The 24090-nt window shown below is 67.4% G+C and carries 21 protein-coding genes; 11 read left to right on the forward strand and 10 right to left on the reverse strand.

Annotation, left to right across the window (positions count from 1 at the left end):
- The first annotated feature begins 236 nt into the window (after positions 1-236).
- Both ACT3SZ_RS04080 and ACT3SZ_RS04085 read left to right on the forward strand, forming a co-directional pair.
- Positions 237-1748: an MDR family MFS transporter gene (locus ACT3SZ_RS04080; protein WP_444616901.1), complete on the forward strand. Its 1512-nt coding sequence runs from the start codon at positions 237-239 to the stop codon at positions 1746-1748.
- Complete coding sequence (locus tag ACT3SZ_RS04085; RefSeq protein WP_444616903.1) at positions 1732-2103, forward strand: hypothetical protein; 372 nt, start codon at positions 1732-1734, stop codon at positions 2101-2103. The genes ACT3SZ_RS04080 and ACT3SZ_RS04085 overlap by 17 nt, the downstream gene beginning before the upstream one ends.
- Positions 2104-2116: 13 nt before the next feature.
- Here the strand turns inward: ACT3SZ_RS04085 and ACT3SZ_RS04090 are convergent, their stop codons facing one another.
- From ACT3SZ_RS04090 to ACT3SZ_RS04120, 7 genes are all read right to left on the reverse strand, one after another.
- Positions 2117-2800: a YdcF family protein gene (locus ACT3SZ_RS04090; protein WP_444616905.1), complete on the reverse strand. Its 684-nt coding sequence runs from the start codon at positions 2798-2800 to the stop codon at positions 2117-2119.
- A 107-nt stretch (positions 2801-2907) separates the two neighbouring features.
- A complete protein-coding gene (locus tag ACT3SZ_RS04095; RefSeq protein ID WP_444616907.1) occupies positions 2908-3561 on the reverse strand; it encodes an Ltp family lipoprotein in 654 nt (217 codons plus the stop codon).
- Between the two features lie 128 nt (positions 3562-3689).
- Positions 3690-4811 carry an FUSC family protein gene (locus ACT3SZ_RS04100; RefSeq protein ID WP_444616909.1) on the reverse strand — a complete coding sequence of 374 codons (1122 nt, stop codon included), beginning with the start codon at positions 4809-4811 and terminating at the stop codon, positions 3690-3692.
- The gene (locus ACT3SZ_RS04105) at positions 4808-5872 is read right to left on the reverse strand and encodes a baeRF2 domain-containing protein (protein ID WP_444616911.1); all 1065 of its coding nucleotides are present in this window, start codon (positions 5870-5872) and stop codon (positions 4808-4810) included. The genes ACT3SZ_RS04100 and ACT3SZ_RS04105 overlap by 4 nt, the downstream gene beginning before the upstream one ends.
- A gap of 28 nt (positions 5873-5900) precedes the next feature.
- Positions 5901-6794 (reverse strand): SDR family oxidoreductase, encoded by an 894-nt coding sequence (locus ACT3SZ_RS04110; RefSeq protein WP_444616913.1) that lies wholly within the window; start codon positions 6792-6794, stop codon positions 5901-5903.
- A gap of 127 nt (positions 6795-6921) precedes the next feature.
- Positions 6922-8304, reverse strand: a complete 1383-nt coding sequence (locus tag ACT3SZ_RS04115) for a GntP family permease (RefSeq protein ID WP_444617051.1) — start codon at positions 8302-8304, stop codon at positions 6922-6924.
- 2 nt (positions 8305-8306) lie between these two features.
- Positions 8307-8858, reverse strand: a complete 552-nt coding sequence (locus tag ACT3SZ_RS04120; protein ID WP_444616914.1) for a gluconokinase — start codon at positions 8856-8858, stop codon at positions 8307-8309.
- A 187-nt stretch (positions 8859-9045) separates the two neighbouring features.
- Between ACT3SZ_RS04120 and ACT3SZ_RS04125 the strand changes: the two genes are divergently transcribed.
- On the forward strand, positions 9046-11349 hold the full coding sequence (locus ACT3SZ_RS04125; protein WP_444616916.1) for a glycoside hydrolase family 3 C-terminal domain-containing protein: 2304 nt from the start codon (positions 9046-9048) through the stop codon (positions 11347-11349).
- Between the two features lie 89 nt (positions 11350-11438).
- Positions 11439-12092 (forward strand): enoyl-CoA hydratase-related protein, encoded by a 654-nt coding sequence (locus tag ACT3SZ_RS04130; protein ID WP_444616918.1) that lies wholly within the window; start codon positions 11439-11441, stop codon positions 12090-12092.
- A gap of 29 nt (positions 12093-12121) precedes the next feature.
- On the opposite strand, the gene ACT3SZ_RS04135 is transcribed toward ACT3SZ_RS04130, so the two are convergent.
- Positions 12122-13309 carry an acetyl-CoA C-acyltransferase gene (locus ACT3SZ_RS04135; protein ID WP_444616920.1) on the reverse strand — a complete coding sequence of 396 codons (1188 nt, stop codon included), beginning with the start codon at positions 13307-13309 and terminating at the stop codon, positions 12122-12124.
- A gap of 290 nt (positions 13310-13599) precedes the next feature.
- Here ACT3SZ_RS04135 and ACT3SZ_RS04140 point away from each other — a divergent pair, with 290 nt between their 5' ends.
- Genes ACT3SZ_RS04140 through ACT3SZ_RS04170 form a run of 7 tightly spaced genes read left to right on the forward strand, consistent with a single transcriptional unit; the run spans position 13600 to position 21466 of the window.
- Positions 13600-14505: an SDR family NAD(P)-dependent oxidoreductase gene (locus ACT3SZ_RS04140; protein ID WP_444616921.1), complete on the forward strand. Its 906-nt coding sequence runs from the start codon at positions 13600-13602 to the stop codon at positions 14503-14505.
- Positions 14506-14510: 5 nt separating this feature from the next.
- Positions 14511-15956, forward strand: a complete 1446-nt coding sequence (locus tag ACT3SZ_RS04145) for an MFS transporter (protein ID WP_444616923.1) — start codon at positions 14511-14513, stop codon at positions 15954-15956.
- A complete protein-coding gene (locus tag ACT3SZ_RS04150; protein ID WP_444616924.1) occupies positions 15953-17473 on the forward strand; it encodes an AMP-binding protein in 1521 nt (506 codons plus the stop codon). Before ACT3SZ_RS04145 ends, ACT3SZ_RS04150 begins: the two co-directional genes overlap by 4 nt.
- Positions 17470-18282, forward strand: coding sequence for an SDR family oxidoreductase (locus ACT3SZ_RS04155; RefSeq protein ID WP_444616925.1), 813 nt, complete (start codon positions 17470-17472; stop codon positions 18280-18282). The genes ACT3SZ_RS04150 and ACT3SZ_RS04155 overlap by 4 nt, the downstream gene beginning before the upstream one ends.
- A gap of 3 nt (positions 18283-18285) precedes the next feature.
- Positions 18286-19431: an acetyl-CoA C-acyltransferase gene (locus ACT3SZ_RS04160; RefSeq protein ID WP_444616927.1), complete on the forward strand. Its 1146-nt coding sequence runs from the start codon at positions 18286-18288 to the stop codon at positions 19429-19431.
- 32 nt (positions 19432-19463) lie between these two features.
- Complete coding sequence (locus tag ACT3SZ_RS04165; RefSeq protein ID WP_444616928.1) at positions 19464-20105, forward strand: TetR family transcriptional regulator; 642 nt, start codon at positions 19464-19466, stop codon at positions 20103-20105.
- A 5-nt stretch (positions 20106-20110) separates the two neighbouring features.
- Positions 20111-21466, forward strand: coding sequence for a lipase family protein (locus ACT3SZ_RS04170; RefSeq protein ID WP_444616929.1), 1356 nt, complete (start codon positions 20111-20113; stop codon positions 21464-21466).
- A 7-nt stretch (positions 21467-21473) separates the two neighbouring features.
- Here the strand turns inward: ACT3SZ_RS04170 and ACT3SZ_RS04175 are convergent, their stop codons facing one another.
- Together ACT3SZ_RS04175 and ACT3SZ_RS04180 are read right to left on the reverse strand one after the other, a co-directional pair.
- A complete protein-coding gene (locus tag ACT3SZ_RS04175) occupies positions 21474-23795 on the reverse strand; it encodes a heavy metal translocating P-type ATPase (RefSeq protein ID WP_444616930.1) in 2322 nt (773 codons plus the stop codon).
- 2 nt (positions 23796-23797) lie between these two features.
- On the reverse strand, positions 23798-24007 hold the full coding sequence (locus ACT3SZ_RS04180) for a heavy-metal-associated domain-containing protein (RefSeq protein ID WP_444616931.1): 210 nt from the start codon (positions 24005-24007) through the stop codon (positions 23798-23800).
- Between the last annotated feature and the right edge of the window lie 83 nt (positions 24008-24090).

Here is a 24090-nt window from a genome sequence, read left to right on the forward strand (position 1 = left end):
TGCCATAGAGCCCGACATCCCGGATAACGCATACGAGACCTCCGATCGCAAGGGGGTCTTTTTGCTTGCCTTATGACCCGTGCAGAGTGCTGTGGCGTGTGATCTGCCGCCACAGCCCACCGACGACCGATCCCACACCACCCGTGTGTGGCCTCGTCGTGCAGTACCCCGGGAGGAACCCCATGGCACACACCGATCCACACCCAGGACGAGACTCAGGACCAGACTCAGGAGCGATGTCCGCAGCACAGAACACGGGCACCCGTCCCGCCAACCAGGGCGTGAACGTCGGGCTGCTCATCGGAATTCTCGTGGCGGCGGCTTTCGTCGCGATCCTCAACGAGACCGCGCTGTCGAACGCGCTGCCCACGCTGATGCGCGAGTTCGATATCACCGAGGACGTCGCCCAGTGGCTGACGACCGTGTTCATGCTGACCATGGCGGTGGTCATCCCCACCACCGGCTATCTGATGCAACGGTTGACCCTCCGGTCGATCTACATCATCGCCCTGTCGCTGTTCCTCGCCGGCACCATCCTCGCCGCCGTGGCCCCGGCGTTCGCCATCCTGCTGGTCGGCCGCGTCCTGCAGGCGGCTGGCACCGCCCTGATCATGCCGTTGCTGATGACGACCATCATGATCCTCATCCCGGTGGAGCGGCGCGGTTCGGTCTTTGGTCTGGTGACCATCGTCATCGCCGTGGGCCCGGCCCTCGGCCCCACGTTCGCCGGCCTCGTCCTGGAGCTGTTGAGCTGGCGCTGGATCTTCATCGTCATGATCCCGCTGGCCGTGCTCGCCCTGATCATGGGTATCTGGCAGATCCGTAACTTCCAGGAGCCCAGCCGCCCGCCGTTCGACCTGCTGTCCGTGGGTCTGTCCGCCGTCGGTTTCGCCGCCACGATCTACGGCCTGTCCGGCCTGTCCGCTGCGGCCGAAGGTTTCCCGACCGTCGCCGTGGTGTGCCTGGTCATTGGTGCGCTCGTGCTCGTTGTCTTCTTCCGGCGCCAGGGCATGTTGATGCGTGCCCAGGCCGCAGGGGAGCACCGAGCCCCGCTGATGAACACCGAGCCCCTGCGCATCCGCGAGTTCATCTTGTCGATGACGCTGATGCTGTTGTCCTTCGGCTCGCTGTTCGGCTTCATCATCATCATGCCGATCTTCGGGCAGACGGTGCTGGGTCTCTCCGAGCTGCAGACCGGCCTGGTCACGCTGCCGGGCGGCATCATCATGGGTGCGATGGGTCCGATCGTCGGCCGGCTCTACGACCGTGTGGGTACCCGCCCGCTGATCATCCCCGGTGGTGCACTGCTCGTCGCGGCAATGGTCATGCTGTTGATGCTCGACGAGAACAAGACCTTCTGGTACCTCGCCGCCGTCGCGGTGGTGCTGAACATCGGCCTGTCGCTGATGATGACCCCGCTGATGTCGAACGCGCTGGCCGCCGTGCCGGACAAGATCTCCTCCCACGGTTCGGCGATCCTGAACACTCTGCAGCAGCTCGCTGCGGCGGCGGGTACTGCACTGTTCATCGCCGTGATGGGCATCGGCTCCTCGCGCTCGTCCGCGGCTGAGCCGATAGGTGCCCTGGTGGACGGTGTCCACATCGCGTTCTACTTCGGTGCGGGCATCGCCGTGATCGTGTTCGTCCTGGCCCTGGTGCTGCGCATCGATGCGCGTGACATGAGCAAGGACGCGGCCGGTACTTCAGACGGTTCGTCGGCCGGGGTCAAGGATGAGCAGGACGCCTGACCGTAGAGTTCTCCTCACCGCCGTCACCGTGATCGTCCTGGTCGCGGTGGTCGGCGGTGTGGCCCTGTGGTGGTTCCTGCAGAGCTACCAGACGCGCGCCGGTGGGCTGGGGGAGTCCGGTGCGCGGGAACACTGCAGCGAGGAGGTCCGCTGGGAGACCGGCTACGGGCAGGACGCCGAGCTGGACCTGTGGGACGCCCGACCGGACACGGACGCCGACCGCTGGATCGTCGACGGGCAGGTGTTCAGCGAACACATCGAGGGCGTCGAGGTCACCCAGGGGGCCCGCGATGACGGGACGCAGTTCCGCTGCCTGGTGTCGGAGGACCGTGTCACCGTGGAGATGCTGGACTGACGGGGGTCGACGGTCAGCCGATGCCGCCGACGTAGCCGAAGGCGCGGAGGCCGGCGTCACGGTAGTTCTTCAGCGCCCGCAGGTAGTGGGGGTCCGAGGTCACCACGATCGCGGTCCCGCCGAGTTTCTTGATCGTCCCGGCGGTGTTCTCCACGTTCTGCAGGGTGTTCCACGAGTCCTCCTCGAGGATGATGTCGTTGTCGACACCGCGGTCCTTCAGACCGGCCTCCATGACCGCTGCCTCACTCTCGCAGTCCTCGACAGTGACTCCGCCGGTGAGGATCGCCGGATTCTCCGGGTGCTCCTTCAACAGACGTGCCGCGGCGTCCAACCGGTCCTCGAGCACCTGCGGTGCCGAGCAGTCGTCCTGCAGTTGCGCGCCCAGCACCACCACCGGTGAAGAAGTGCGCCCGAGAATCGCATTCGCCAGGGGAGTGCGCACGAATTCGGAATCGGTGATGTTGTAGACCTGCTGCTTGGCATCGGCAATAAGGTCATCGACCACCGAGACCGAGCCAGACACCGAGCCAGCCACCGAACCGAACATCGAGCTACCTGCTGATCCTGCGCCTGAACCGGGGAGGCTGGAATCGGCGAAAGCTGGTGCGGCCCCGACGGCCCCTGTGGTCAGGGCGGCGGCGAGGCTGGCGGCGAGGAGCCTTCGGCCCCGCTCGGGACGGTGGTGGCGGGACGACACAGCTGAGCTCCTGGCGAGATTGAGGGTTGAGCGCCGGGGCGCTCAGTGGTGCTGGAAGCATAACTGTTATTGCGATATGCCGAAAGCCCCCCAAACAGAGCGGCAGCCTAACTCTCCAGGTTCGCGAGGGCGTAGTCGGCTTCCTCGACGGTGAACTTCTCGCCGTACTCGGACACGAGCTGCTCGTGGATCATGGTCGGGGACATGGCCATGGTGTCCTGGTAGGTCCGTGCTTTCTCCAGGGCATTGGCGTTCCAGTCGGCCTCCACGTTGTCCACCGCGTACTGGGCGGCTTCGGTGGAGAAGCCTTCGCCGTACTCCGAGGTCAGCTGGTCGAAGACGCCGGCCTTGGACATGTGCATCATGTCGGAGTACGTCGTCGCCTTACGCAGCGCCGAGTCGAACTCGCGCGGGACGTCCCCGCCGGCGTCCTGTGCAGCGTCCTGTGCCGTATCTTCTTCCACAGCCTCCTCGACGACAGGTTCCGTGGCCTCGGGCGCGGCGTCCTCGTCCGTCAGCTCGTCGACGACCGGTTCATCAGCAACCGGGGTCACTGGGCTCACCTGGGTGGTTTCGGTGGAACTGGCGGTGGTGGTCTCGTCGTCCTCACCGGTGACGGCCACGGCCACGCCGATCACCAGGACCACGGCGAGGGCGATGAACCAGATCCTCTTGTAGAAGGGCTTCTTGGCGGGCTGCGCAGGCTGCTCAGGCTGGAAGGGTTCGGGCTGGAACGGCTGGGGCTGGAAGTTCGTGGTCATGGTGACACGTCTCTCTGTCTCGGTGGGGCGTCCTCTCCTCGAAGGACTGGACAGATCATCGCACCGGACACGGACATGAAAATTTCGGTGTTCGAACAAACAGCAGAGGAATCGAACACGCGGCGACCTCAGCTGGGCGCGCGGGCCTCCCGTGAGGAGGCAACGTCGTCCACGATCTCCACGATGTGCTGCAGGCCGGTGATCATCGTGCCGTATACCGGCCAGTGGATGGTCGGCAGGTTCTCGTCGTTCGAGAGCTCCTCGGTGAGGTTCTCCAGGCGCGTCGACAAGGGCTCGACCTCGGCATCCGGGTCGGCGACGGCCCGTCCGGAGTCGCGCGCCACGGAGGCCCACTCCTCACGGAAGCGGGTGTCCCACTCGCCCTCGGCGTAGGACGCCTCACGCAGCGTCCGGGCGAGGTTGCGCAGGTGCGAGACGCCTTCACCGGCGCGGCGCAGGATGTCCTCCCAGCTGGCGTCCTCCGGATCGGGGGTCTCCTGCCCGCGGGCGCGGGCCTGGCGCAGCCGGTCCAGGTAGGACCGCGGGTTGGCGCGTCGGCTCTCCCGGGCGAAACGCACCACCGACCAGGCGGAGTTGAGTTCCTCGTTGATCGAGTCGGTCTCCCGGATCCAGTCGTCGGCGTGGTTGGTGTCCCAGGACGAGGCGAACTCCTCGCCCATGTTCTCCAGCACCGACCCCATCCGGCGGTTCACGCTGTCCACGTAGCGAGATGCCTGACGGTCCCGCAGCGGAGGCAGGACCAGCAGGTTCACCACCACGCCGACGAGGATGCCCACCACGATCTCCATCATGCGGTCGCCGAACTGCTGTTGCTGCTCGGAGAAACCGTCGCTGAGGATGAAGATCGACATCGTGGCGACCGTGACACCCTCGTCGCGGATCCACGGCAGACGCGCCAGGACCAGCCCCACCAGCAGTGCCAGGGCGTACGTCCACACGGAAACGCCGAGCAGGTGGCCGACGAGGAAGGCCACGCCGATGCCCAGCAGCGAGGCGATGGTGGACTGCACCCCACGCGACAGGGTGCGGTAGGCCGTCGCGTCAATGGTCAGCAGCGCCACCCACGGGGCGAGGAAGGGGAAGCTGGTGTTGAGGAAGGTCACCGAGATCCACCAGGCCCCGGTCGCGGCGATCACGCACTTGGCGATCTGCAGCGCGGCCGTGGAGCCTTCCGGACTGGTGACCTGGCGCCAGAGCCGGGTGACGTAGCCCGGCTCGACCTGGGTCATCCGTTCAACTCCGAACGTCCCAGTTCCTCGGGGGCCTCGAAGCGCAGAACGGCGGCGATGCCGTCGGTGACCTCTGCGTCGATCAGCGCGGCATCGGCGTCGACCTGCGCGCAGCTGACCACGATCTCGCTCTCCCCGGTGGTCGGGACGTCGTAGTTGAGCAGCACGGTCTCCACCGCGCCCATGCCGGCGGCCTCGACCACGGCGTGCACGCCCTCGGCGGTGCGCCCGCGGGCCCGGGCCTCCTCGAAACGTTCGGTCTGTGCCAGGGCGTGGCCTGCGGCGACGTCGCTGGCGATCGTGCCCACGGCGCGGTCGAGGGCTTCGCCGGCGTTGTCGCCGGACGCCTCGGCGAGGCCGCCCTCGTCGGTCTCCTGCACGATCGCGGCGAGTTCGGTGCCCAGTTCACCGCGGACGGCGGCGCGCCCCTGCGTCTCACCGGCCAGTACCAGGACGTCCGGACGCCAGGAGCGTGCCGTGGCCTCCAGGTGGTCGGCGACGCCGCGGGCGTTCTGCTTGACGGCCTCGTCGGCGCGGCGCTGGATCTGGTTGTGCGACAACGCCCCCTGCCGGGGCTTGCGGACGGGCTCGTCGCTGCTGGCGTCGACGACGTCGTGACCGCTCTCGTCGAGGTTGCGGTCCTCGGTCGCCACGAGGCGCCGGACCACGGCCCCCGTCTGGTCGACGACGGCGAGCAGGACGCGCACCGCGCGTGCACGTTCGCGCACATAAGCGGACAGTTCGGGGATGTCGCCGAAGACGGAGTCGTCGCCGGTGCCGGCGCGGGCGTCCCATGCTTCGTCGAGCAGGACGCCGCCCGGGTGCGCGACGATCACGCGACCGTCGGTCTGCACCTCGGTGACGTCGGGGCCGGACAGGGCATCGTCGATGGTGGCGAGGGTTTCCTCGCCGGCTCCGGCGTCGGCGAGGGAGGAACGCTGGGCGTCCCACCGCAGGCGTAGTTCCTTCGCCGCGTCCTCGGAGGCGGCACGTCCCTCCAGGTAGAGGGTTGTGAAGGGGCCCTGCGCATCGCTGAGGCCGCGGACTGTGTCGAGTTTCATCGTTCGGGTCCTTTCGTGTGGTTGTGCGTCACGGGGTCATCTGTCCGCCGTTGACGTGGAGGGTGGAACCGACCACGTAACTGGACTCCTGCGAGGTCAGGAACACATAGGCGGGGGCGAGCTCGACCGGCTGGCCGGCGCGTCCCAGCGGGGTGCCATGGCCGAAGCCCGGCAACGCGTCCTGCGGCTGCCCGTCGGACACCTGCAACGGCGTCCACACCGGCCCCGGGGCCACGGCGTTGACGCGGATCCCCTTCGGGGCCAGCTGGGTGGCCAGACTCTTGGTGAGGTTGTTGATCGCCGCCTTGGTCGAGGCGTAGTCCATGATGTGGTCCGAGGGGTCGTAGGCCTGGATCGACGTGGAGTTCACGATCGTCGCCCCAGGACCCAGGTGCGGCAGCGCCGCCCTGGTCACCCGGACCATGGCGTGGACGTTCACGTCGTACGTTCTCGTCCACTGCTCATCGGTGACCTCCTCGAAGGAGGGCACGGTGATCTGGCGTCCGGCGTTGTTCACCAGGGCGTCCAGTCCACCGAGGCCGGCCACGGCCTGTTCCACGAGGTCGGCGCAGTACGCCTTGTCGCCCAGGTCGCCGGGCAGTAGGACGGCGCGACGCCCCTCGGCCTCGATGAGGTCCGCGACGCGCCGGGCGTCCTGCTCCTCCTCGGGGAGGAACGCCAGGGCGACGTCGGCACCCTCGCGGGCGAAGGCGACGGCGGTGGCCGCGCCGATGCCGGAGTCGGCACCGGTGATCAGCGCTTTACGTCCTTCCAGGCGTCCGGTGCCGCGGTAGCCGGTGGCGCCGATGTCGGCGGCGGGGACGAGGTCGGCGTCCAGCCCCGGTTCGGGCTGGTGCTGTTTCGGCGGCTCGATCCTGGGGTGGCGGGTGACGGGGTTGGTGAACGTGAGTTGGTCGGTCATGGTTCGTACTCCCATCTGTCGGTCGAAAGTCCCACGACCCTACCTGTATTCTGAGCAGCACAAAGCGGGGCCACCCGGAGGGGTGGCCCCGCATGGGGAGCGTGCGACGGGACGGTCAGTCGATCAGTCAGATGATGAGGTTGAGCAGCAGGACCATGACCAGGGCGACCACGGACAGGATCGTCTCCATCAGCGACCAGGTCTTCAGCGTCTGCGGCACGGTCATGCCGAAGTACTCCTTGACCAGCCAGAAACCGGCGTCGTTGACGTGGGAGAAGATCACCGAACCCGCACCCACGGCCAGCACCATCAGCGCGACCTCGGTCGAACCCATGCCCGCGGCGACCGGGGCCATGATCCCGGCCGCGGTCACGGTAGCCACCGTCGCCGAACCCGTGGCCAGGCGGATGAACACCGCGACCAGCCAGCCGGCGATCAGCGGGGAAACCGGGGCGGCCTGCACCCACTCGCCGACCACGTCGGCGACCCCGGTGTTGACCAGGGTCTGCTTGAAACCGCCGCCGGCACCGACGATGAGGATCACCCCGGCGATCGGGCCGAAAGCGCCGCCAACCTGGTCGGACACCTCCTGGCGGGTGCGTCCCATGCCGAAGCCGAGGAAGAACATCGCCACCAGCACGGTGGCGAGCAGTGCCACGATGGGCTCGCCCAGGAACTCGAAAGTCTTGTAGACCACGGAGTCCTCGGAGATCTGCAGCGACTCCACCACGGTGCGCGAAAGCATCATGACCACCGGCAGCAGCACCACGGTGAGGCCGTGTCCCACGGAGGGTCGGTTCTCGTCGGAGCTCTCGGTGATGTCCTGGCCGGAGATGGAGGTCGGTGCCTCGATCGGCACCCACCGTGCCATCACCTTCGCCGACAGCGGGCCGGCGATGGCCACGACGGGAACCGCGACCAGCAGGCCCAGGGCCAGGGTGAGGCCCAGGTTGGCGCCCAGGGCGTCCACCGCGATCAGCGGGCCTGGGTGCGGCGGCACCAGGGCGTGCAGGGCGGACAGACCGGCCAGGGCGGGGATGCCCAGCAGGATCAGCGGCAGCTGGGAGCGGCGCGCGGCCAGCATGACCACCGGGATCAGCAGGACGATGCCGACCTCGAAGAACAGCGGGATTCCCAGCAACATCGCCAGCCCGGCGATGACCCAGGGGCGTAGCGCCGGTCGGGTGCGGTCGAGGAAGGCGTCGACGATGGCGTCGGCGGCACCGGATTTCACCAGGAACTGGCCGATCACCGCGCCCAGGGCGATGAGCACGCCGACGTCGCCGACGGTGCCGCCGAAACCCTCGGTGAAGCTTCCGAACGCCTCGACCAGCGGGGTTCCGGCGACGAGCGCCAGCACCGCCGAACCGATCATCAGCGACAGGAAGGGATTGAGCTTCGCCCAGACGATCAAGCCGATGATCAGGGCGATGCCGACGACGGCGGCGACGACGAGTTGGCCCTCACCGGCTGTCGCGGCGGCGGCTGTGGTGACGGAGGCGGCCGCCAGGCTCACGGCCGGCCGCCTTCATCGACCAGCACGGCCAGCGCGCTGAGCGCGAGGACCTCGTCGGCGAGGGCCTCGGGGGGCTCCGTGACGTCCACGGTGAGGCCGTTCTCGTCGGCGTCAAGACCTTCCAGGGTGTCCAGTTGCGAGCGCAGCAGGGAGGCCGGCATGAAGTGGCCCTTGCGGACCTCCATGCGTCCGGCGAGTACGTCCTCCGGGGCGTCGAGCAGGACGAAGAACTCGTCGCCGACGGCCTCGCGGAGCACGTCGCGGTAGGACTTCTTCAGCGCCGAGCAGGTCACGATGGTGGAGTGCCCCTTTTGTGCCTGGGAGGTCATCCAGTCGCGCAGTTCGTGCAGCCAGGGCCAGCGGTCGTCGTCGTTGAGGGGTTGGCCCGATCCCATCTTCTTCTTGTTCGCCTCGGGGTGGAAGGCGTCGGCTTCGGCGTAGGGCACGCCGGTGCGCTCTTCGAGCTGTTCGGCGATGGTGGTTTTGCCGCTCCCGCTGACGCCCATGATGACGAGGTGGACGGGACTGGGCCGGGGTGTATCGGACATGGCGCTCGTTTCTGGTTGGGCGGGTGGTCTTGCGCAGACTGTACCCCTGACTGCCCCGGTGCGGAAGGTTCCGATTATGGCCGTCTCTGTGTCTTCACCTGTTTTCATGCCCTTTCATGTGGCTTTTATCTGGTGACCACAGTGGCCCCCGCCACACCGGAACACGATTCCCCGTACAAAGGACACCATGAGCCACCACACCACAGACGTATCAGCACTGCCACTGGCCGACCGGGCCGCCCTGGGGTCGGGCCGCAACTTCTGGCAGACCAAGGACGTAGCCGGAGAGCACGGCACGATCCCCTCGATCATGCTCACCGACGGCCCCCACGGCCTGCGCAAGCAGACCGGCGGGGTGGACCACCTGGGCCTGGCCGGCAGCGTGCCGGCGACCTGCTTCCCGCCGGCGGCCGGCCTCGGGCAGAGCTGGGACGAGGAGCTCGTGGAACGCGTGGGCGCGGCCTTGGCCGCCGAGGCCCGTGCTGAGGACGTCCAGGTTCTGCTCGGCCCCGGCGTGAACATCAAACGGTCGCCGCTGGGTGGGCGCAACTTCGAGTACTACTCGGAGGACCCGCACCTGTCCGGCGTCCTCGGCTCCGCGTGGGTCACCGGCCTGCAGGACGGGGGAGTGGGGGCGAGTCTGAAGCATTTCGCGCTGAACAACCAGGAGAATGACCGGATGCGCGTCAGTTCCGACGTGGACCCCCGGCCGCTGCGCGAGGTCTACCTGCGCGTCTTCCGCCGGATCGTGGAGGACGCCCGCCCCTGGACGGTGATGTGCTCCTACAACGCCGTCAACGGGGTGCCCGTACGCCACAGCCACGATTTACTCACCGACATCCTGCGTGGCGAGTGGGGTTTCGACGGGGTCGTCGTCAGTGACTGGGGCGCGGTCGGCGGCCGGGTGGCCGCCGTCGCGGCAGGTCTCGACCTACAGATGCCGTCGGACGGTGGGACGTCCGACGCCGAAGTCGTCGCCGCCGTCGAGGCCGGTGAACTTCAGGAGGACGTCGTCACCACCGCCGCAGGACGCGTCGCGCGCCTCGCCGACCGGGCGCGCCGGGCACAGGAGGCGCAGGAGGCGTCCGGCGGTGGCTCGCCGGTGGACGCCGACGCCCACCACGCACTCGCGCGGGAGGCCGCCGCGGCGTCCATCGTCCTGCTCAAGAACGACGGTGCCGACGGCCGTCACATCCTCCCCATCGCGGCGTCTGGCGTGACCGGTTCTGTCGCGGTCATCGGTGCCTTCGCCGCGGAACCGCGCTACCAGGGTGGGGGCAGCTCGCACGTGAACCCGACCCGGGTCGACTCACCATTGGAACTGTTCAAGGAACGTATCGCCGCGCCGGTCACCTACGCCGCCGGGTTCACCACGGACGGTTCGGGACGTCACGCCGGGCTGCTCGCCGAGGCGGTGGAGGACGCCGCCAACGCCGATATCGCCGTGGTCTTCCTCGGCCTGTCGCCCGACCAGGAGACCGAAGGCCTCGACCGCAGTAGCATCTCCCTGCCCGCCGAACAGTTGGGACTGCTGCGGGCGGTGCGTGCTGTGCAGGACCGGGTCGTGGTTGTGCTGTCCCACGGCGGTGCCCTGGAACTCGGGGAGGTCAGTGACCTCGCCCCGGCGATTCTGGACGCCAACCTGCTCGGCCAGGGTGGCGGGGCGGCCATCGCCGACGTACTCACCGGAGTGGTGAACCCGTCCGGAAAACTTACCGAGACCCTGCCCGCGCGGCTCGCCGACAACCCCTCCTACCTGGACTTCCCCGGGGAACACGGCCACGTGCGCTACAGCGAGGGCCTGTTCGTGGGCTACCGCTGGTACGACGCCCGCAACCTGCGCGTCGCCTACCCCTTCGGCCACGGGCTGTCCTACACCACCTTCCGCTATGACGATGTCTACGGGCAGCCCGACGACGACGGCGACGGCATCACCGTCACCGTCACGGTGACCAATACGGGACGCCGCGCGGGACGCGAGGTCGTCCAGGCCTACGTTGCCGTCCCGGACTCCTCCCAGGTCAGGGTGGAACGCGCGCTCGCCGGATTCGGGTCGGTGACCCTGGAACCCGGGGCGAGCGAGGAGATCGAGATCCACCTGGACCGCCGAGACCTGGAGTACTGGGACGTGCGCGCCGACCGCTTTGTCCTGGAGCCGGGACGCTACGTGGTGCACCTGGGATCCTCCAGCCGGGACCTGCGCGGATCCGTGGAAGTCGACCTGGAGGGCGAGGAGATCCACGTGCCGCTGACGTTGGAGTCCACCCTGGGTGAGGCGCTGGCGGTGCCGTCGGTGGCGGAGTCGCTGGGCAACGTCTTCGGTGGGGACGGTGATTCGGGTGACTCGGGTGATTCCGGCGGGGATGGCCTCGGCGTCGACATGATGACGTTGATGTCGTCGATCCCCCTGGACCGCATCGTGACCTTCAGCGGCGGCTCGGTGACCCGCGAACAGCTGGAGGAACTGCTCGAGCGGGCGAACAACGGGTAAACATGGGTAAGCACGGGTAAATCGGGGTGGCGGCGGCGCGCACCTGCGACACTGGGGGAGTCACCGCCCGCCGATCCGTGAGGAAAACTGTGCCCACTCTTACCCGCCGCGACGACGTATTCGTCCTCGATCTCGGCGACTCCGAGAACCGCTTCCACCCGACCTGGGTCGAGGAGGTCACGGCCCTGCTCGACGAGGTTTCCGCGGCCACCGGGCCCCGCGCCCTGGTCACCACCGCCACCGGCAAGTTCTTCTCCAACGGCCTCGACCTGGAGTGGCTTGACGCTCACCAGGACCAGCGCGCCGACTACCTCGCCAGCGTGGAGGCCCTCTACGCCCGAATCTTGTCGCTGCCGGTGGTCACCGTCGCTGCTGTACAGGGACACGCCTACGCCGCTGGTGCGATGCTCACTCTGGCCCACGACCTGCGGGTCATGCGTGCCGACCGTGGATTCTGGTGCTTGCCGGAGGCCGACATCGGCATCCCCTTCACCCTCGGTATGTCGTCGCTGGTGCGCGAGCGGTTGGACCGCCAGGTCGCCCACCGAGCCATGGTCACCTCCGAGCGCTTCGGTGGGGTGGACGCCGCGGCGTCCGGAGTGGTCGACCGCGCCGTCGATGAGCAGGACGTGCTGCCCACCGCCGTGGACCTCGCCGCCGCGCAGACGGGCAAGGCGGGGGACACCCTGGCGACGATCAAGGCCCGGATGTACGCCCCGCTGCTCGAGGAACTGCGCGGCTAGGAAGCGGGTGCCGTTTCAGGACGCTCGAGTCAGAGCGCGCGCAGCACCACAGCACTGCCTTGGCCGCCACCACCGCAGGCCGCGGCGGCGCCGAGGGAACCGGGGCCGGCGTCCTTGAGCTCGCGGGCGAGGGTGCCGATGATGCGCGCACCAGTGGCACCCAGGGGGTGACCCAGGCCGAGCGCACCACCGTGCGGGTTCACGACCTCGGGGGAGAGTCCCAGGTCACGGGCCGACTGCAGGCCGACGAGGGCGAAGGGCTCGTTGATCTCGGCGGCGACGAGCTCGTCCGGGGTGGCGCCGATCTTCTTCAGTGCGGCGGAGATGGCGTGGGACGGCTGGGAGTGCAGGTAGGTGTTGTCCTCCGGGCCGGCGACGAAGGCGGTCGCCTCGATGCGGGCGATCGGGGTCATGCCGTACTTCTCGGCGGCGTCCTCGCTGACGATCACGAGTGCGCCTGCTCCGTTGGCCAGCGGACCGGTGTTCCCGGGGGTGATGGTGTCGTTCTCACCGCCGAGCATCGGGCGCAGCTTTGCCAGACCCTCCATGGTGGTCCCTTCGTGGCCGCTGTTGTCCCAGGCCAGGTCGCCGCCGTCCTTCGCGGCGCTGGGGAAGGGTGCGATCTCCTCGTTGCGCCAGTCGGCGAACTCGGCCACGCGTCGCTGCGACTCCACGGCGTAGGCGTCCTGTTCCTCACGGGAGACGCCGAGTTCCTTGTTGCCCTGCTCGGTGAGCTCGACCATGTTGATGTTGTAGAACATGTCCTGCAGGCCGTCGAGGTCGATGAGGTCCACGAGGGTGGCATCGCCGCGTCCCGCCGAGGAGCGCAGGTTGATCACGTGCGGCACCTGGGAGTGCGACTCCTGGCCACCGGCCAGGACGATGTCCGCCTCGCCGGCGTTGACCAGGCGTGCGGCCTGGGCGACGGCCTCCAGGCCGGACAGGCAGACGGCATTCAGGGTGATGGCGGGGACCGTCTTCGGCACGCCTGCCCCGGCGGCAGTCTGGCGGGCGGGGTTCTCACCCGCGCCGGCCTGCATGACCTGGCCGAAGACGACCTGGTCGATCTTGTCGGGGGTGATGCCGGCGCGTTCGATCGCGGCCTTCGCAGCGTGCGAGCCCAATGCGGTGGCGGGCTGGTCGGACAGAAGGTCGTGGGGCTGCCCCGTGAACTTGGTGAACGGGGTGCGGGCGTAGCTCGCGATCAAAGCGGTCATGACTGGTGCTCCTCTGGGTATGAGGTGAGTGTTCGTGCACGGTCACGCTGGGTGCCCCGCGCATTCTCCAGTGTTCTCTTGTGCCGCAGGTCAGGCGTGGGTTCGGGGGTGATGGGGGCGTAACTGGATCAGCATCTTTCTACTCCCATAAGTCGCTTTGGTCGGCTGCTTGACCTCGCGTAGGCCGTCCGTGAAGAGATTTTGTGGTCTAGATAATCTCCTTGACACAAATGAGACCTGTGACACATAATACTCGGGAGTACTGCAGGTGAAGGCGATAAGGAGCAACCGTGAACTTTGAAGGACAAGTAGCCGTGATCACCGGTGCCGGCGGAGGTCTGGGCAGGTCCCACGCCCTCGACCTGGCGTCCCGGGGAGTCAAGGTCGTGGTCAACGACCTCGGTGCCGCCGACGCAGTCGTCGCCGAGATCACCGCAGCCGGTGGAGAGGCCGTCGCCTCGTCCGCCGACGTTTCGGATGCCACGGCGGCCGCCGCGATGGTCGATGAAGCGGTACAGCGATGGGGCCGAATCGACATCCTCGTCAACAACGCTGGCATCTTGCGCGACAAGACGTTCGCGAAGATGGACCTCGACGATTTCCGCAAGGTCGTCGATGTTCACCTCATGGGTTCCGTGAACTGCACGAAGGGCGCCTGGCCGCACATGGTCAAGCAGGGCTACGGGCGCATCCTGATGACAACCTCGGCTTCCGGAATCTACGGGAACTTCGGCCAGGCGAACTACGGCGCGGCGAAGTCCGCACTCGTCGGACTCGCCAACGTCCTGGCCATCGAGGGAGAGCGCAAGGGAATCCGGGTCAACGCGCTCGCTCCCACCGCCGCAACCCGGATGACAGAGGGCTTGATCGAAGAGGACGCTGCAGCGCAGCTCGGCCCGGAGACGGTCGCTCCCGGTGCCGTATTCCTCGTCTCGCAGGACGCCCCGACCGGGGTGATCCTTGGTGCTGGTGCCGGTGTCTTCGCGGTCTCCCGCATGGTCGAGGCAGAGCCGGTGGCCCTGGCAGCGGAGGAGTGCACGGCCGAAGGAGTTGCTGCGAACTGGGACAGGATCTCTGATCTCGGGGACCCGCACACCCTTGGGTCCGCATTCGACCAGACGGCACTGTATGTGCGGTTGGCCAAGGAAGCTTCAGGCTCCGCGAGCGCAGGCGCAGCCGCCGGACTGGGGAGGTGAGCACGATGTCGATCAAGAATCCCCCGGTCGTCCGGGAGCCCAGCGGCGGTGACAAGGCCACGGGAGGCATCCACGCACTGGCCACGAGGAAGGCTATGCTCCGGCTGCTGCCGATCCTGTGCCTCGCCTACTTCATGTCCTATGTGGACCGCACCAACATTGCGATGGCGAAGACGCACCTGCAGGCGGACGTCGGCATCAGTGTCGCCGCTTTCGGTCTGGGAGCCGGACTGTTCTTCATCACCTACGCTTTCCTCGAGGTTCCGAGCAACCTCATCATGTACCGCGTCGGGCCTCGTCGGTGGATCTTCCGCATCGCGGCGAGCTGGGGAACGGTCACCGCACTGATGATGTTCGTGACCAACGACTTCACCTTCTACCTCTTGCGCATGCTCCTTGGCGCGGCTGAGGCGGGTCTGTTCCCGGCGATGATGTTCATGATCACGCAGTGGTTCGCGCAGAAGGACCGCGCGACCGCAATCGGGTACACCTATCTTGCCGCGACCCTTGGGATGTTCTTCGGAGCTCCCTTGGGCGGTGCTCTGATGGGTATGCAGGACACGGCGGGGCTCCATGGTTGGCAGTGGATGTTCCTCGTCGAGGGCCTACTGACCATCCTCGTGGGGCTAGTCGTCCTGTTCATGCTGCCGGACAAGCCTCAGAAAGCGGACTGGCTGAGTCAGGAGGAGGCCGATGCTCTCACGGAGGCGGCGACGGGCGGTGATGAGGCGCATGAACGGCATTCGCTCAGAGGCAATTTCAAAGTCGCCTTCGGCCGCCCGTTCATCCTGCTCGTGGGGCTCATCTACTTCCTCAATCAGGTCACGAACAACGGTGTGACTTTCAATGTCCCCTCCATCGTCGAGGAAATGAACATTAACAGTAGCTTCACAGTCGGGCTGCTCAGCGGAGTCACCGGTGTCGGTGGCACGGTGGGTGTCCTCGTGATTCCCCGAATCGCGAAGCGATACACCAACGAGTCCGCCATCATCGGAATCCTCGCCATCGGCTGTGCCGTCGCCGCAGCGGCATTTCTAATGACGTCTTCGCCGGTGCTTCGGATCATCCTGATCGGTGTGCTCGGCTTCCTGTTTCTCGGGACGCTTCCCCTGTTCTGGTCTGTGGCGATGCCGCGGATGACCGGCCTCATGGCAGCGGCCGGCCTGGCGTTCATCAACACCGTCGGGCTCACCGGAGGATTCGTCGGACCCTACGTCTTTGGCCTGGCGGAGACCGCCTCGGGTACTCCGACCACCGGGTTCTGGATCATCATCGGAGTCTCCATAGTCGGTGGCCTGCTGTCTATCGCACTCGGGCGGGCTCTGAAGAAGGAGGACCAGGTGATGGCAAAGGAGGCCGCCCAGGCGGCGAAGACCGGGACGACGTTCCGGCAGGCGGACGTGAACGATCGGCTCGTCCGTTACGGCGAGACCTTCGAGGAGGACAAATGAGTGACATGACCAGAGAACCCGAGCTCGGCTTTCCGCTGTCGGCGATTCCCGGCTTCTACGCCGCGGAAATGCCCGACACGGTCGTGGTGGAGGCGGGCGGACGCTCGCTTACCTGGCAAGAACTGGAGGAGGGGAGCAATCGGGCTGCCCGTGGCCTCACAGCACGCGGGGCGGAACCGGGACGTATCGTCTCTATCCTTCTGCCGAACTCCACTGACCTCATCCTCGCAGTGTTCGCCTGCTACAAGGCCGGGGCCAGCCCCCAGGTGCTCTCACCGCGGATGACAGCCCATGAGTTGTCCGCGATTCTCGACCTCGGGGAACCGGCTGCGGTCATCGTTCCCGAAGGAGCGGAAGCTCTCGCCGGGGTCAGTGCAGTTGTCACCCTTGCCGAACTGTCCACGGCGTGGTCGGCAGAGGCAGTTGAGGCTCAGACCGCGAAGTCCTGGAAGGCCCCGGTCTCCGGCGGCTCCACCGGGCGTCCGAAGATCATCATGTCCGGTCGCGAGGCGGTGACCGCGGAGGCCGACCAGACCTTCTGGGGAGTCGGACCGCGCGAGCGATCGTTGATCACCGCCCCGCTGTTCCACAACGCCCCATTGAGCGTGACACTGTGCACGGTCTTCCGCGGTGGAACCGTCTGCCTGCAGGATCGGTTCGACGCCGAGGGGACGCTGGCGGAGAGTGATCGGTTCGCCGCCACCTGGATCTACCTGGTCCCGACCATGATGCGCCGTATCCTCGCCTTGCCCGTGGACATCCGCGAGTCCTACTCGCTGTCGTCGGTGAGGTCATTCTGGCACTGTGCTGAGCCGTGCCCGGCCTGGCTGAAGCGGGAGTGGATCGAGTGGCTCGGTGCCGAGCGCCTCTGGGAGCTCTACGCTGGTACCGAGGCGGAGGCTGGATGCACGATCCGTGGTGACGAATGGCTCAACCATCCTGGGTCGATCGGGCAGGTGACCTGGGGTCGAATGGTCCTGCTGGACGACGACGGCAATCAGATCCAGGACCCCGGAGTGCCCGGCGAAGTGTACATGCGTCCCGAGGACGGCATGCCGGCGACGTACCGCTACATTGGTGCGGAACCGAAGACGCACAACGGCTGGTCGTCCCTGGGCGACGTCGGGCACTTCGACGAGGACGGATACCTGTACCTGCACGACAGGCGGTCCGACATGGTCACCGTCGGCGGAGTGAACATCTACCCCGCCGAGGTTGAGGCGGCCATGATGGAGCACCCGGAGGTGCTCACCGCCGTGGTTATCGGCTTGCCCGATGACCGCGCGGGCAACAGGTTGCACGCCATCATGAACACCACGGGGACACGGATCGACGAGGAGCAGCTGCTCGGGTTCCTGACGTCCCGGTTGTCACGCAACAAGGTCCCGCGAACATTCGAGACCGTCGGTGAACAGCTGCGTGACGACGCAGGAAAGGTTCGCCGTCCGGCGCTGCGCTCCGCACGGCTCGCCGCAGAGTCGGTCGGAGCCGCTGGGACGGAGGGATTGGCGTCGTGACCGCCTCAGAGCTCTTCGACATCTCCGACCGGACCATCCTGGTCACCGGTGGTGCACGCGGCATCGGCAGGATGCTCGCGGAAGGACTGCTGCGCGCCGGTGCGACCGTCCTGATATCCACCCGTAAGCCGGACGCTGCGGAGGAGGCGGGGCGGGCCCTCGGCGATTTCGGCGACGTCCACGCCATCGCCGCGGACATCTCCACCGAGGACGGGTGTCGCGACCTCGCCGAGCAGGTCTCCAGCATCACCGATCACCTCGACGGTCTAGTCAACAATGCCGGTGCCACGTGGGGTGCCCCCTTCGATGACTTCCCGGCCCACGCCTGGGACAAGGTCATGGGTGTGAACATTAAGACCCCATTTTTGCTTGCGCAGCAGCTGCGACCGCTACTGGAGGCCGGCAATAAGGGGCCCTCGCGCATCATCAACATCGGGTCGATCGATGGGCTCGCCGTACCGAACTACGAGAACTACGCCTACTCCGCGTCCAAGGCCGCTGTGCATCACCTCACCAAACACATGGCAGCAACGCTGGCACCGTCAATTCTGGTGAATTCCATCGCGCCGGGGCCCTTCCCCACGAAAATGATGAGGTGGGTGCTCGACGACCACGGCGAAGAGATGCGTAACGCCAATCCGCTCGGCAGGATCGGCCGGGCGGAGGACATCACCGCCCTGGCGACGTTCCTCCTTGCACCAGCGAGTTCCTTCATCACCGGCACCACCATTCCACTCGACGGCGGGCTGACGTCCACCATGTCCGTCGCCATGTACAGCCCCGAGAACCCCGATACCCAGGAGAACTAGACCATGAGAGAAGCAGTGGTGGTCTCGACCGCCCGAACCCCCATCGGCCGTGCCTACAAGGGGGCCTTCCACGACACCCAGGGCCAGGAGCTCGCGGGCCTGGCGATCGCAGAGGCGGTGGAGCGTGCCGGTCTCGATCCGCAGGAGGTCGAGGAGGTCATCCTCGGCTGCGCGATGCAGGAGGGATCCACCGGGTACAACGTCGCACGTCAGGCCGCCTTGCGTGCCGGGCTACCGGTCACGGTGCCGGGGATGACCGTCGACCGGCAGTGCGCGTCCGGCCTGATGGCGATAGCCACTGCTGCCAAGGAGATCATGGTCGACGGTCTGCAGGTCGCCGTCGGTGGAGGGGTGGAGTCGATCAGCCTGGTGCAGAACGACCACCGCAACACCTACCGGGCGGTGGATCCGTGGCTCCGGGAGAACGGTCACGACGTTTACATTTCCATGCTCGAGACCGCCGAGAACGTCGCGGAGCGGTTCGGTGTCTCGCGGGAGGCGCAGGACGAGTACGCGCTGGAGTCGCAGCGTCGGACCGCCGCCGCCCAGGAGGCTGGCATCTTCGACGAGGAGATCGTGCCCGCGGGCGGCCTCTCCCTCGACGAAGGCAACCGCCCCACTACGACGGCCGAGGGCCTGGCGAAGCTCAAGGCGGTGCTCCCCGACAGGGACGGCCACGCTGCCACCATCTCGGCAGGCAACGCCTCCCAGCTGTCGGACGGCGCGGCCGCCGTCGTCCTCATGGAGAAGGACGAGGCCGCCCGCCGCGGGTTGGAGCCCCTGGGTACCTACCGCGGAATTGCCGTCGCCGGCTGCGAACCCGATGAGATGGGCATTGGTCCGGTATTCGCCGTTCCCAAGCTGCTTGAACAGCATGGCCTGAGCGTGGAGGACATTGACCTGTGGGAGCTCAACGAGGCCTTCGCGTCCCAGGCGGTGTACTGCCGTGACCAGTTGGGCATTGATCCGGAGAAGTACAACGTCAATGGCGGTGCCATCGCGATCGGTCACCCCTACGGCATGAGTGGTGCGCGCATGGTGGGCCACGTCCTGCGCGAGGGGCGTCGCCGCGGGGCGCGGTACGTGGTCGTGACCATGTGCATCGGTGGCGGCATGGGTGCGGCCGGGCTCTTCGAATTGGAGGGGTGAGCGACTCAGGAAACGTATAGGGTGGAAACACTATGACTTCGGATACCTTCGGCGTCGACTCCGTCGCCCACGATTCTTCGCGGCGCGAGATCCTTGACGCCGCCGCGGACGTCTTCGAGAGCAAAGGTTTCGACCGGGCGACGATCGACGATATCGCCGACGAGATCGGTGCGACCAAAGGCCGGGTCTACTACTACTTCCGCTCCAAGTTCGATATCTACCTGGCGGTTTACGAAAACGGCATGCGCGACGTCCGCCGTACCGTGGAGCCCTACGCCGCCACACCCGGGACCGGTGAGGCGCGGCTGACGGCGATGTGTGTGGCCCACGTGGTGAACCTCATGGAGCACCTTGGCTACCACAACGCCATCCACCAGGGCGTTCCCGGTCAGCGTTTCGCCGCGCTGAAGGAGCGTCAGCGTGACCTGCTCGGCACCTTGAATGGCTTGCGGGAGGAGTACGAGGTGATGTTTCGGGACGTCGTCGAGGAGGGTATTGCCGATGGTTCGGTGCGCGCGGGCGATTCGCGGCTGGCCACCCGTGTGCTGCTGAGCAGCCTGAACAGTACGGCGATGTGGTTCCGTCCGCGGGAGGATCAGGACGCTGCGGAGGTCCGTGGGCTCGCGGAGAAGATCGTGGCTCAGGTTCTCGCCGGCGTCGTGGCCCGGGGCTGACGGGGATGCGTAGTAGGACGCTCGGGGCGCTGCTCGTCCTCGCCCTGGGGGCGACCGCCGCGCCGGCGTGCGCCGGCACCGCCCAGCAGGACCCGCCGGTGACGGCACCGGTCACGGCACCGGCGGAGATTCCCACGGTGCAGGACGATGCGTCCTTCTTCGCCCTGCCGGACGCCGCCACCGACGCCACAGTCGGCGAGGCGTACGCGCCCGGTGCTCCGCTGAAGCAGCGCACCATCCCGACGACCACGGAGGAGTTCGACGCCCCACTGCAGGTCACCCAGGTGCAGTATCGAACCACCGACACCCTCGGCGAGCCCACCGCCGCGGTGACCAGCGTGATTCACCCGCCGGCGTCCGTTGAACCCTCCGGGAACACGGTCATGTACGCCAGCTTCTACGACTCGATGCGTCCGTCCGACGGGCCATCGCGCGTGCTGTCGGGCACGGTGGGTGAAGGCGGAGTGATCGTCCTGGCCGAACTCGCCTTCATCGCGCCGCTGCTCGCCTCGGGACACACCGTGGTCATGCCCGATATCCAGGGGGAACGCGGCATCTTCGCCGCCGGGCAGGAGTACGGGCAGATCATTCTCGACGGGATGCGCGCGGCGTACCGCACGCCGGAGGCGGACGTTGCCTCCGACTCCCCGCTGGCGCTGACCGGCTACTCCGGCGGGTCCATCGGTGCTGGCTGGGCGGCGATCATGGCGCAGGATTATGCCCCGGACGTGGCGGCGAACATCGTCGGCGTGGCTCAGGGCGGCACGATGGTGCGCCCCGAAAACAATCTGCTTTACGCCGGGGAAGGTAGTGGCTGGTCCGGCGTGGTCGGCATGGCGATGGTGGGGCTGACCCGCGCCTACGGTGTGGACATGGATCCCTACCTCACCGATCTCGGTCGGGAGGTTTTCGAGGATCTGGACCGGGTGGCCATTGGTGAGGCGTCCGACTCCTACGAGCACTTGCGGTGGGACGAGATGATCCTGCCCGAGTACCCCGACCCTGATGCGATTCCCGAGGTCCGCGACCTTCTCGACGACACCAATATGGCCCTGCGTGACACTCCGGCGTTCCCTCAGCTGCTGGTGCAGGCCGGCGGCGGCGAGGCAGAGGACACCCCGGAGCACCCGGAGCTCGGCGACGGCGATGGGGTGATGCTCCTCGGCGACACCCGTTCGCTCGCCCGGCAGTACTGCGCCGATGGCACGGTGGTCGACTACCGGGAACTGCCGCTCGGCGGGCACGGCCTCGGCGGGGCTGCCTGGGCCGCGCAGATGGTGCCGTGGGTCAACGCCCGTTTCGACGGGGTGGAGCCCACCGGCACCTGCGGGCAGATCCCCGAGGGCAACCCGCTGGTGTGAGGCCCGCTCAGCTGCTGTGGCTGGAGCGGAACCCGCGCAGCCGCAGCGAGTTGGAGACCACGAACACCGAGGAGAACGCCATGGCCACCCCGGCGAGCATCGGGTTGAGCAGCCCGATGGCGGCGACGGGGATCAACGCCACGTTGTAGGCGAATGCCCAGAACAGGTTGCCGCGAATCGTGCGCAGAGTGCGCCGTGACAGGCGGATCGCATCCACCGCGGAGCGCAGGTCGTTGTTCATCAGGGTGATGTCGGACGCTTCGATCGCCACGTCCGTCCCCGCGCCCATCGCCAGGCCCAGTTCGGCGACCGCGAGGGCGGCGGCGTCGTTGACCCCGTCACCGATCATGGCTACATTGCGTCCTTCGGCCTGCAGCCTCTCGATGTGCCGGACCTTCCCCTCTGGCATGACACCGGAGATGACGTTGGCCGGGTCGATGCCGACCTCCGCGGCGACGGCCTTCGCCGCCCCCTCGTTGTCGCCGGTGAGCAGCACCGGGGTGAGCCCGAGCTCCTTGAGACCGGCGACGGCCTCGGCGGAGGTGGGCTTCACCGTGTCGCGCACGGTGACAACGCCGACGCCCGCGCCGTCGATCTCGACGACGACGGGTGTGCCGCCGTCCTGCTGCGCCCGCTCCACGGCGAGGCGCAGCTCGTCGGGCAGGGCGTCGGACGGACGGGCGACGGTGACCGTCGAACCGTCCACCGTGCCGGTCACGCCGTGGCCGGCGGTGGTGGCGAAGTCCGTGACGGACGGGATCTCGGCGATCTTACCGTCCTGCACGGCTTGCTCGGCCGCGCGCACGATGGCGCGGGCGATCGGGTGCTCCGAACCGGTCTCCACCGCAGCCGCCGCGGCGAGCACGTCCGTCGTGCCGTTGGCGCCGGTGGTGGTGACATTGGAGACCGACATGACACCGGAGGTGACCGTGCCCGTCTTGTCCATCACCACCGTGTCCACGCGCCGGGTGGATTCCAGCACCTCCGGGCCCTTGATCAGTAGCCCGAGCTGCGCGCCGCGTCCGGTTCCCACCAGCAGGGCGGTGGGGGTGGCCAGGCCGAGGGCGCAGGGGCAGGCGATGATCAGCACCGCCACCGCGGCGGTGAATGCCGTGGCCACACCGTGGCCGAGTGCGATGTGCACGAGCAGCGTCGCTACGGCGATGAGGATCACCGCCGGCACGAAGACCTGCGAGATCCGGTCGACCAGGCGCTGGACCGGGGCCTTCTTGGATTGTGCGTCGGTGACGAGCTTCGCCATCTGCGACAGCGTGCTGTCCTCGCCGAGGCGGGTGACCTTGACGAGCAGGCGTCCGGAAGCGTTGATCGTGGCACCGGTGACGGTGTCGCCGACGGTGACCTCCACGGGCACGGACTCGCCGGTGAGCATCGACTCGTCCACCGCCGACGTACCGTCGGTGACCACGCCGTCCGCCGCGATCTTCTCACCGGGACGCACCACGACGACGTCCCCGACCTGCAGTTCCTTGACGTGTACGCGGACCTCGGTGCCGTCGCGCAGCACCGTGGCGTCCTTCGCTCCCATGTTCAGCAGGGAGCGCAGCGCCTCGGAGGAGCGTCCCTTCGCCCTAGTCTCGAACCAGCGTCCGAGCAGCAGGAACGTGATGACCACGGCGACGGACTCGAGGTAGATCTCGTCCATCGTGGAGTTCGAGGGCAGCAGGTGCATCTCCATGGTCATGCCGGGCATGCCGGCGTTGCCGAGGAATAGCGCCCACAGCGACCACAGGTAGGCCGCCGTGGTTCCCAGGCTGACCAGGGTGTCCATGGTGAATGCGCCGTGGCGCAGGTTGACCAGCGTGGCGCGGTGGAAGGGGGCGCCGCCCCAGAAGTAGACGGGCGTGACCATGGTGAGCACCGCCCACTGCCAGTTGTCGAACTGCAGTGCCGGCACCATGCTGAGCAGGACGACGGGCACGGTGATCAGCGCCGAGACGATGGTGCGCTTCTTCAGGTCCGCGGCCTCGTCGTCGCGGGCGGTGTCGGTGGCACTGGTGGCTGCGGCGGGCTCGTCGCTGCCGCCGTCCCCGTCGTCCGCAACGCTGTCGTCCTTCATCGCGAAAGCGTCGTAGCCGGCTCCGCGCACGGTGTCGATGAGCGTGGAGGTGTCGGCCTTGGAGGGGTCGTAGTCGACGGAGGCGGATTCGGTGGCGAAGTTGACCGTGGCGTCCACCCCGTCGAGTTTGTTGAGCTTGCGTTCCACCCGGCCCGAGCAGGACGTGCAGGTCATGCCGGTCACGCCGAGGTCGAGATGGATCACGTCGACCGGGGTGGTCTGAACTGGGTTGCTCTCGACTGGGGTGGTCATGGTTATGCCTTCACGGTGTAGCCGGCCTCGGCGACGGCGGCGGAGACTGCGTCGTCCGTCACGTCCTCGCCGGTGACGCTGACCGCGCCGGTGGACAGGTCGACCGCGACGGAGGTGACGCCGGCGATGTCGCCGACCTCTTCCTCCACGGAGGCCTTGCAGTGTCCGCAGGTCATGCCTTCGACGGTGTAGTTCTTGGTGACGGTGGCCATGGTGTTCTCCTTGCCTTCAATGTTTCTGACACGTCCGACTGTATACCCCTATGGGGTATCGGGCAAGGGGTGGTCGGATGGGA

This window comes from Corynebacterium sp. AOP40-9SA-29, from assembly GCF_052377405.1.
Lineage (GTDB): Bacteria > Actinomycetota > Actinomycetes > Mycobacteriales > Mycobacteriaceae > Corynebacterium.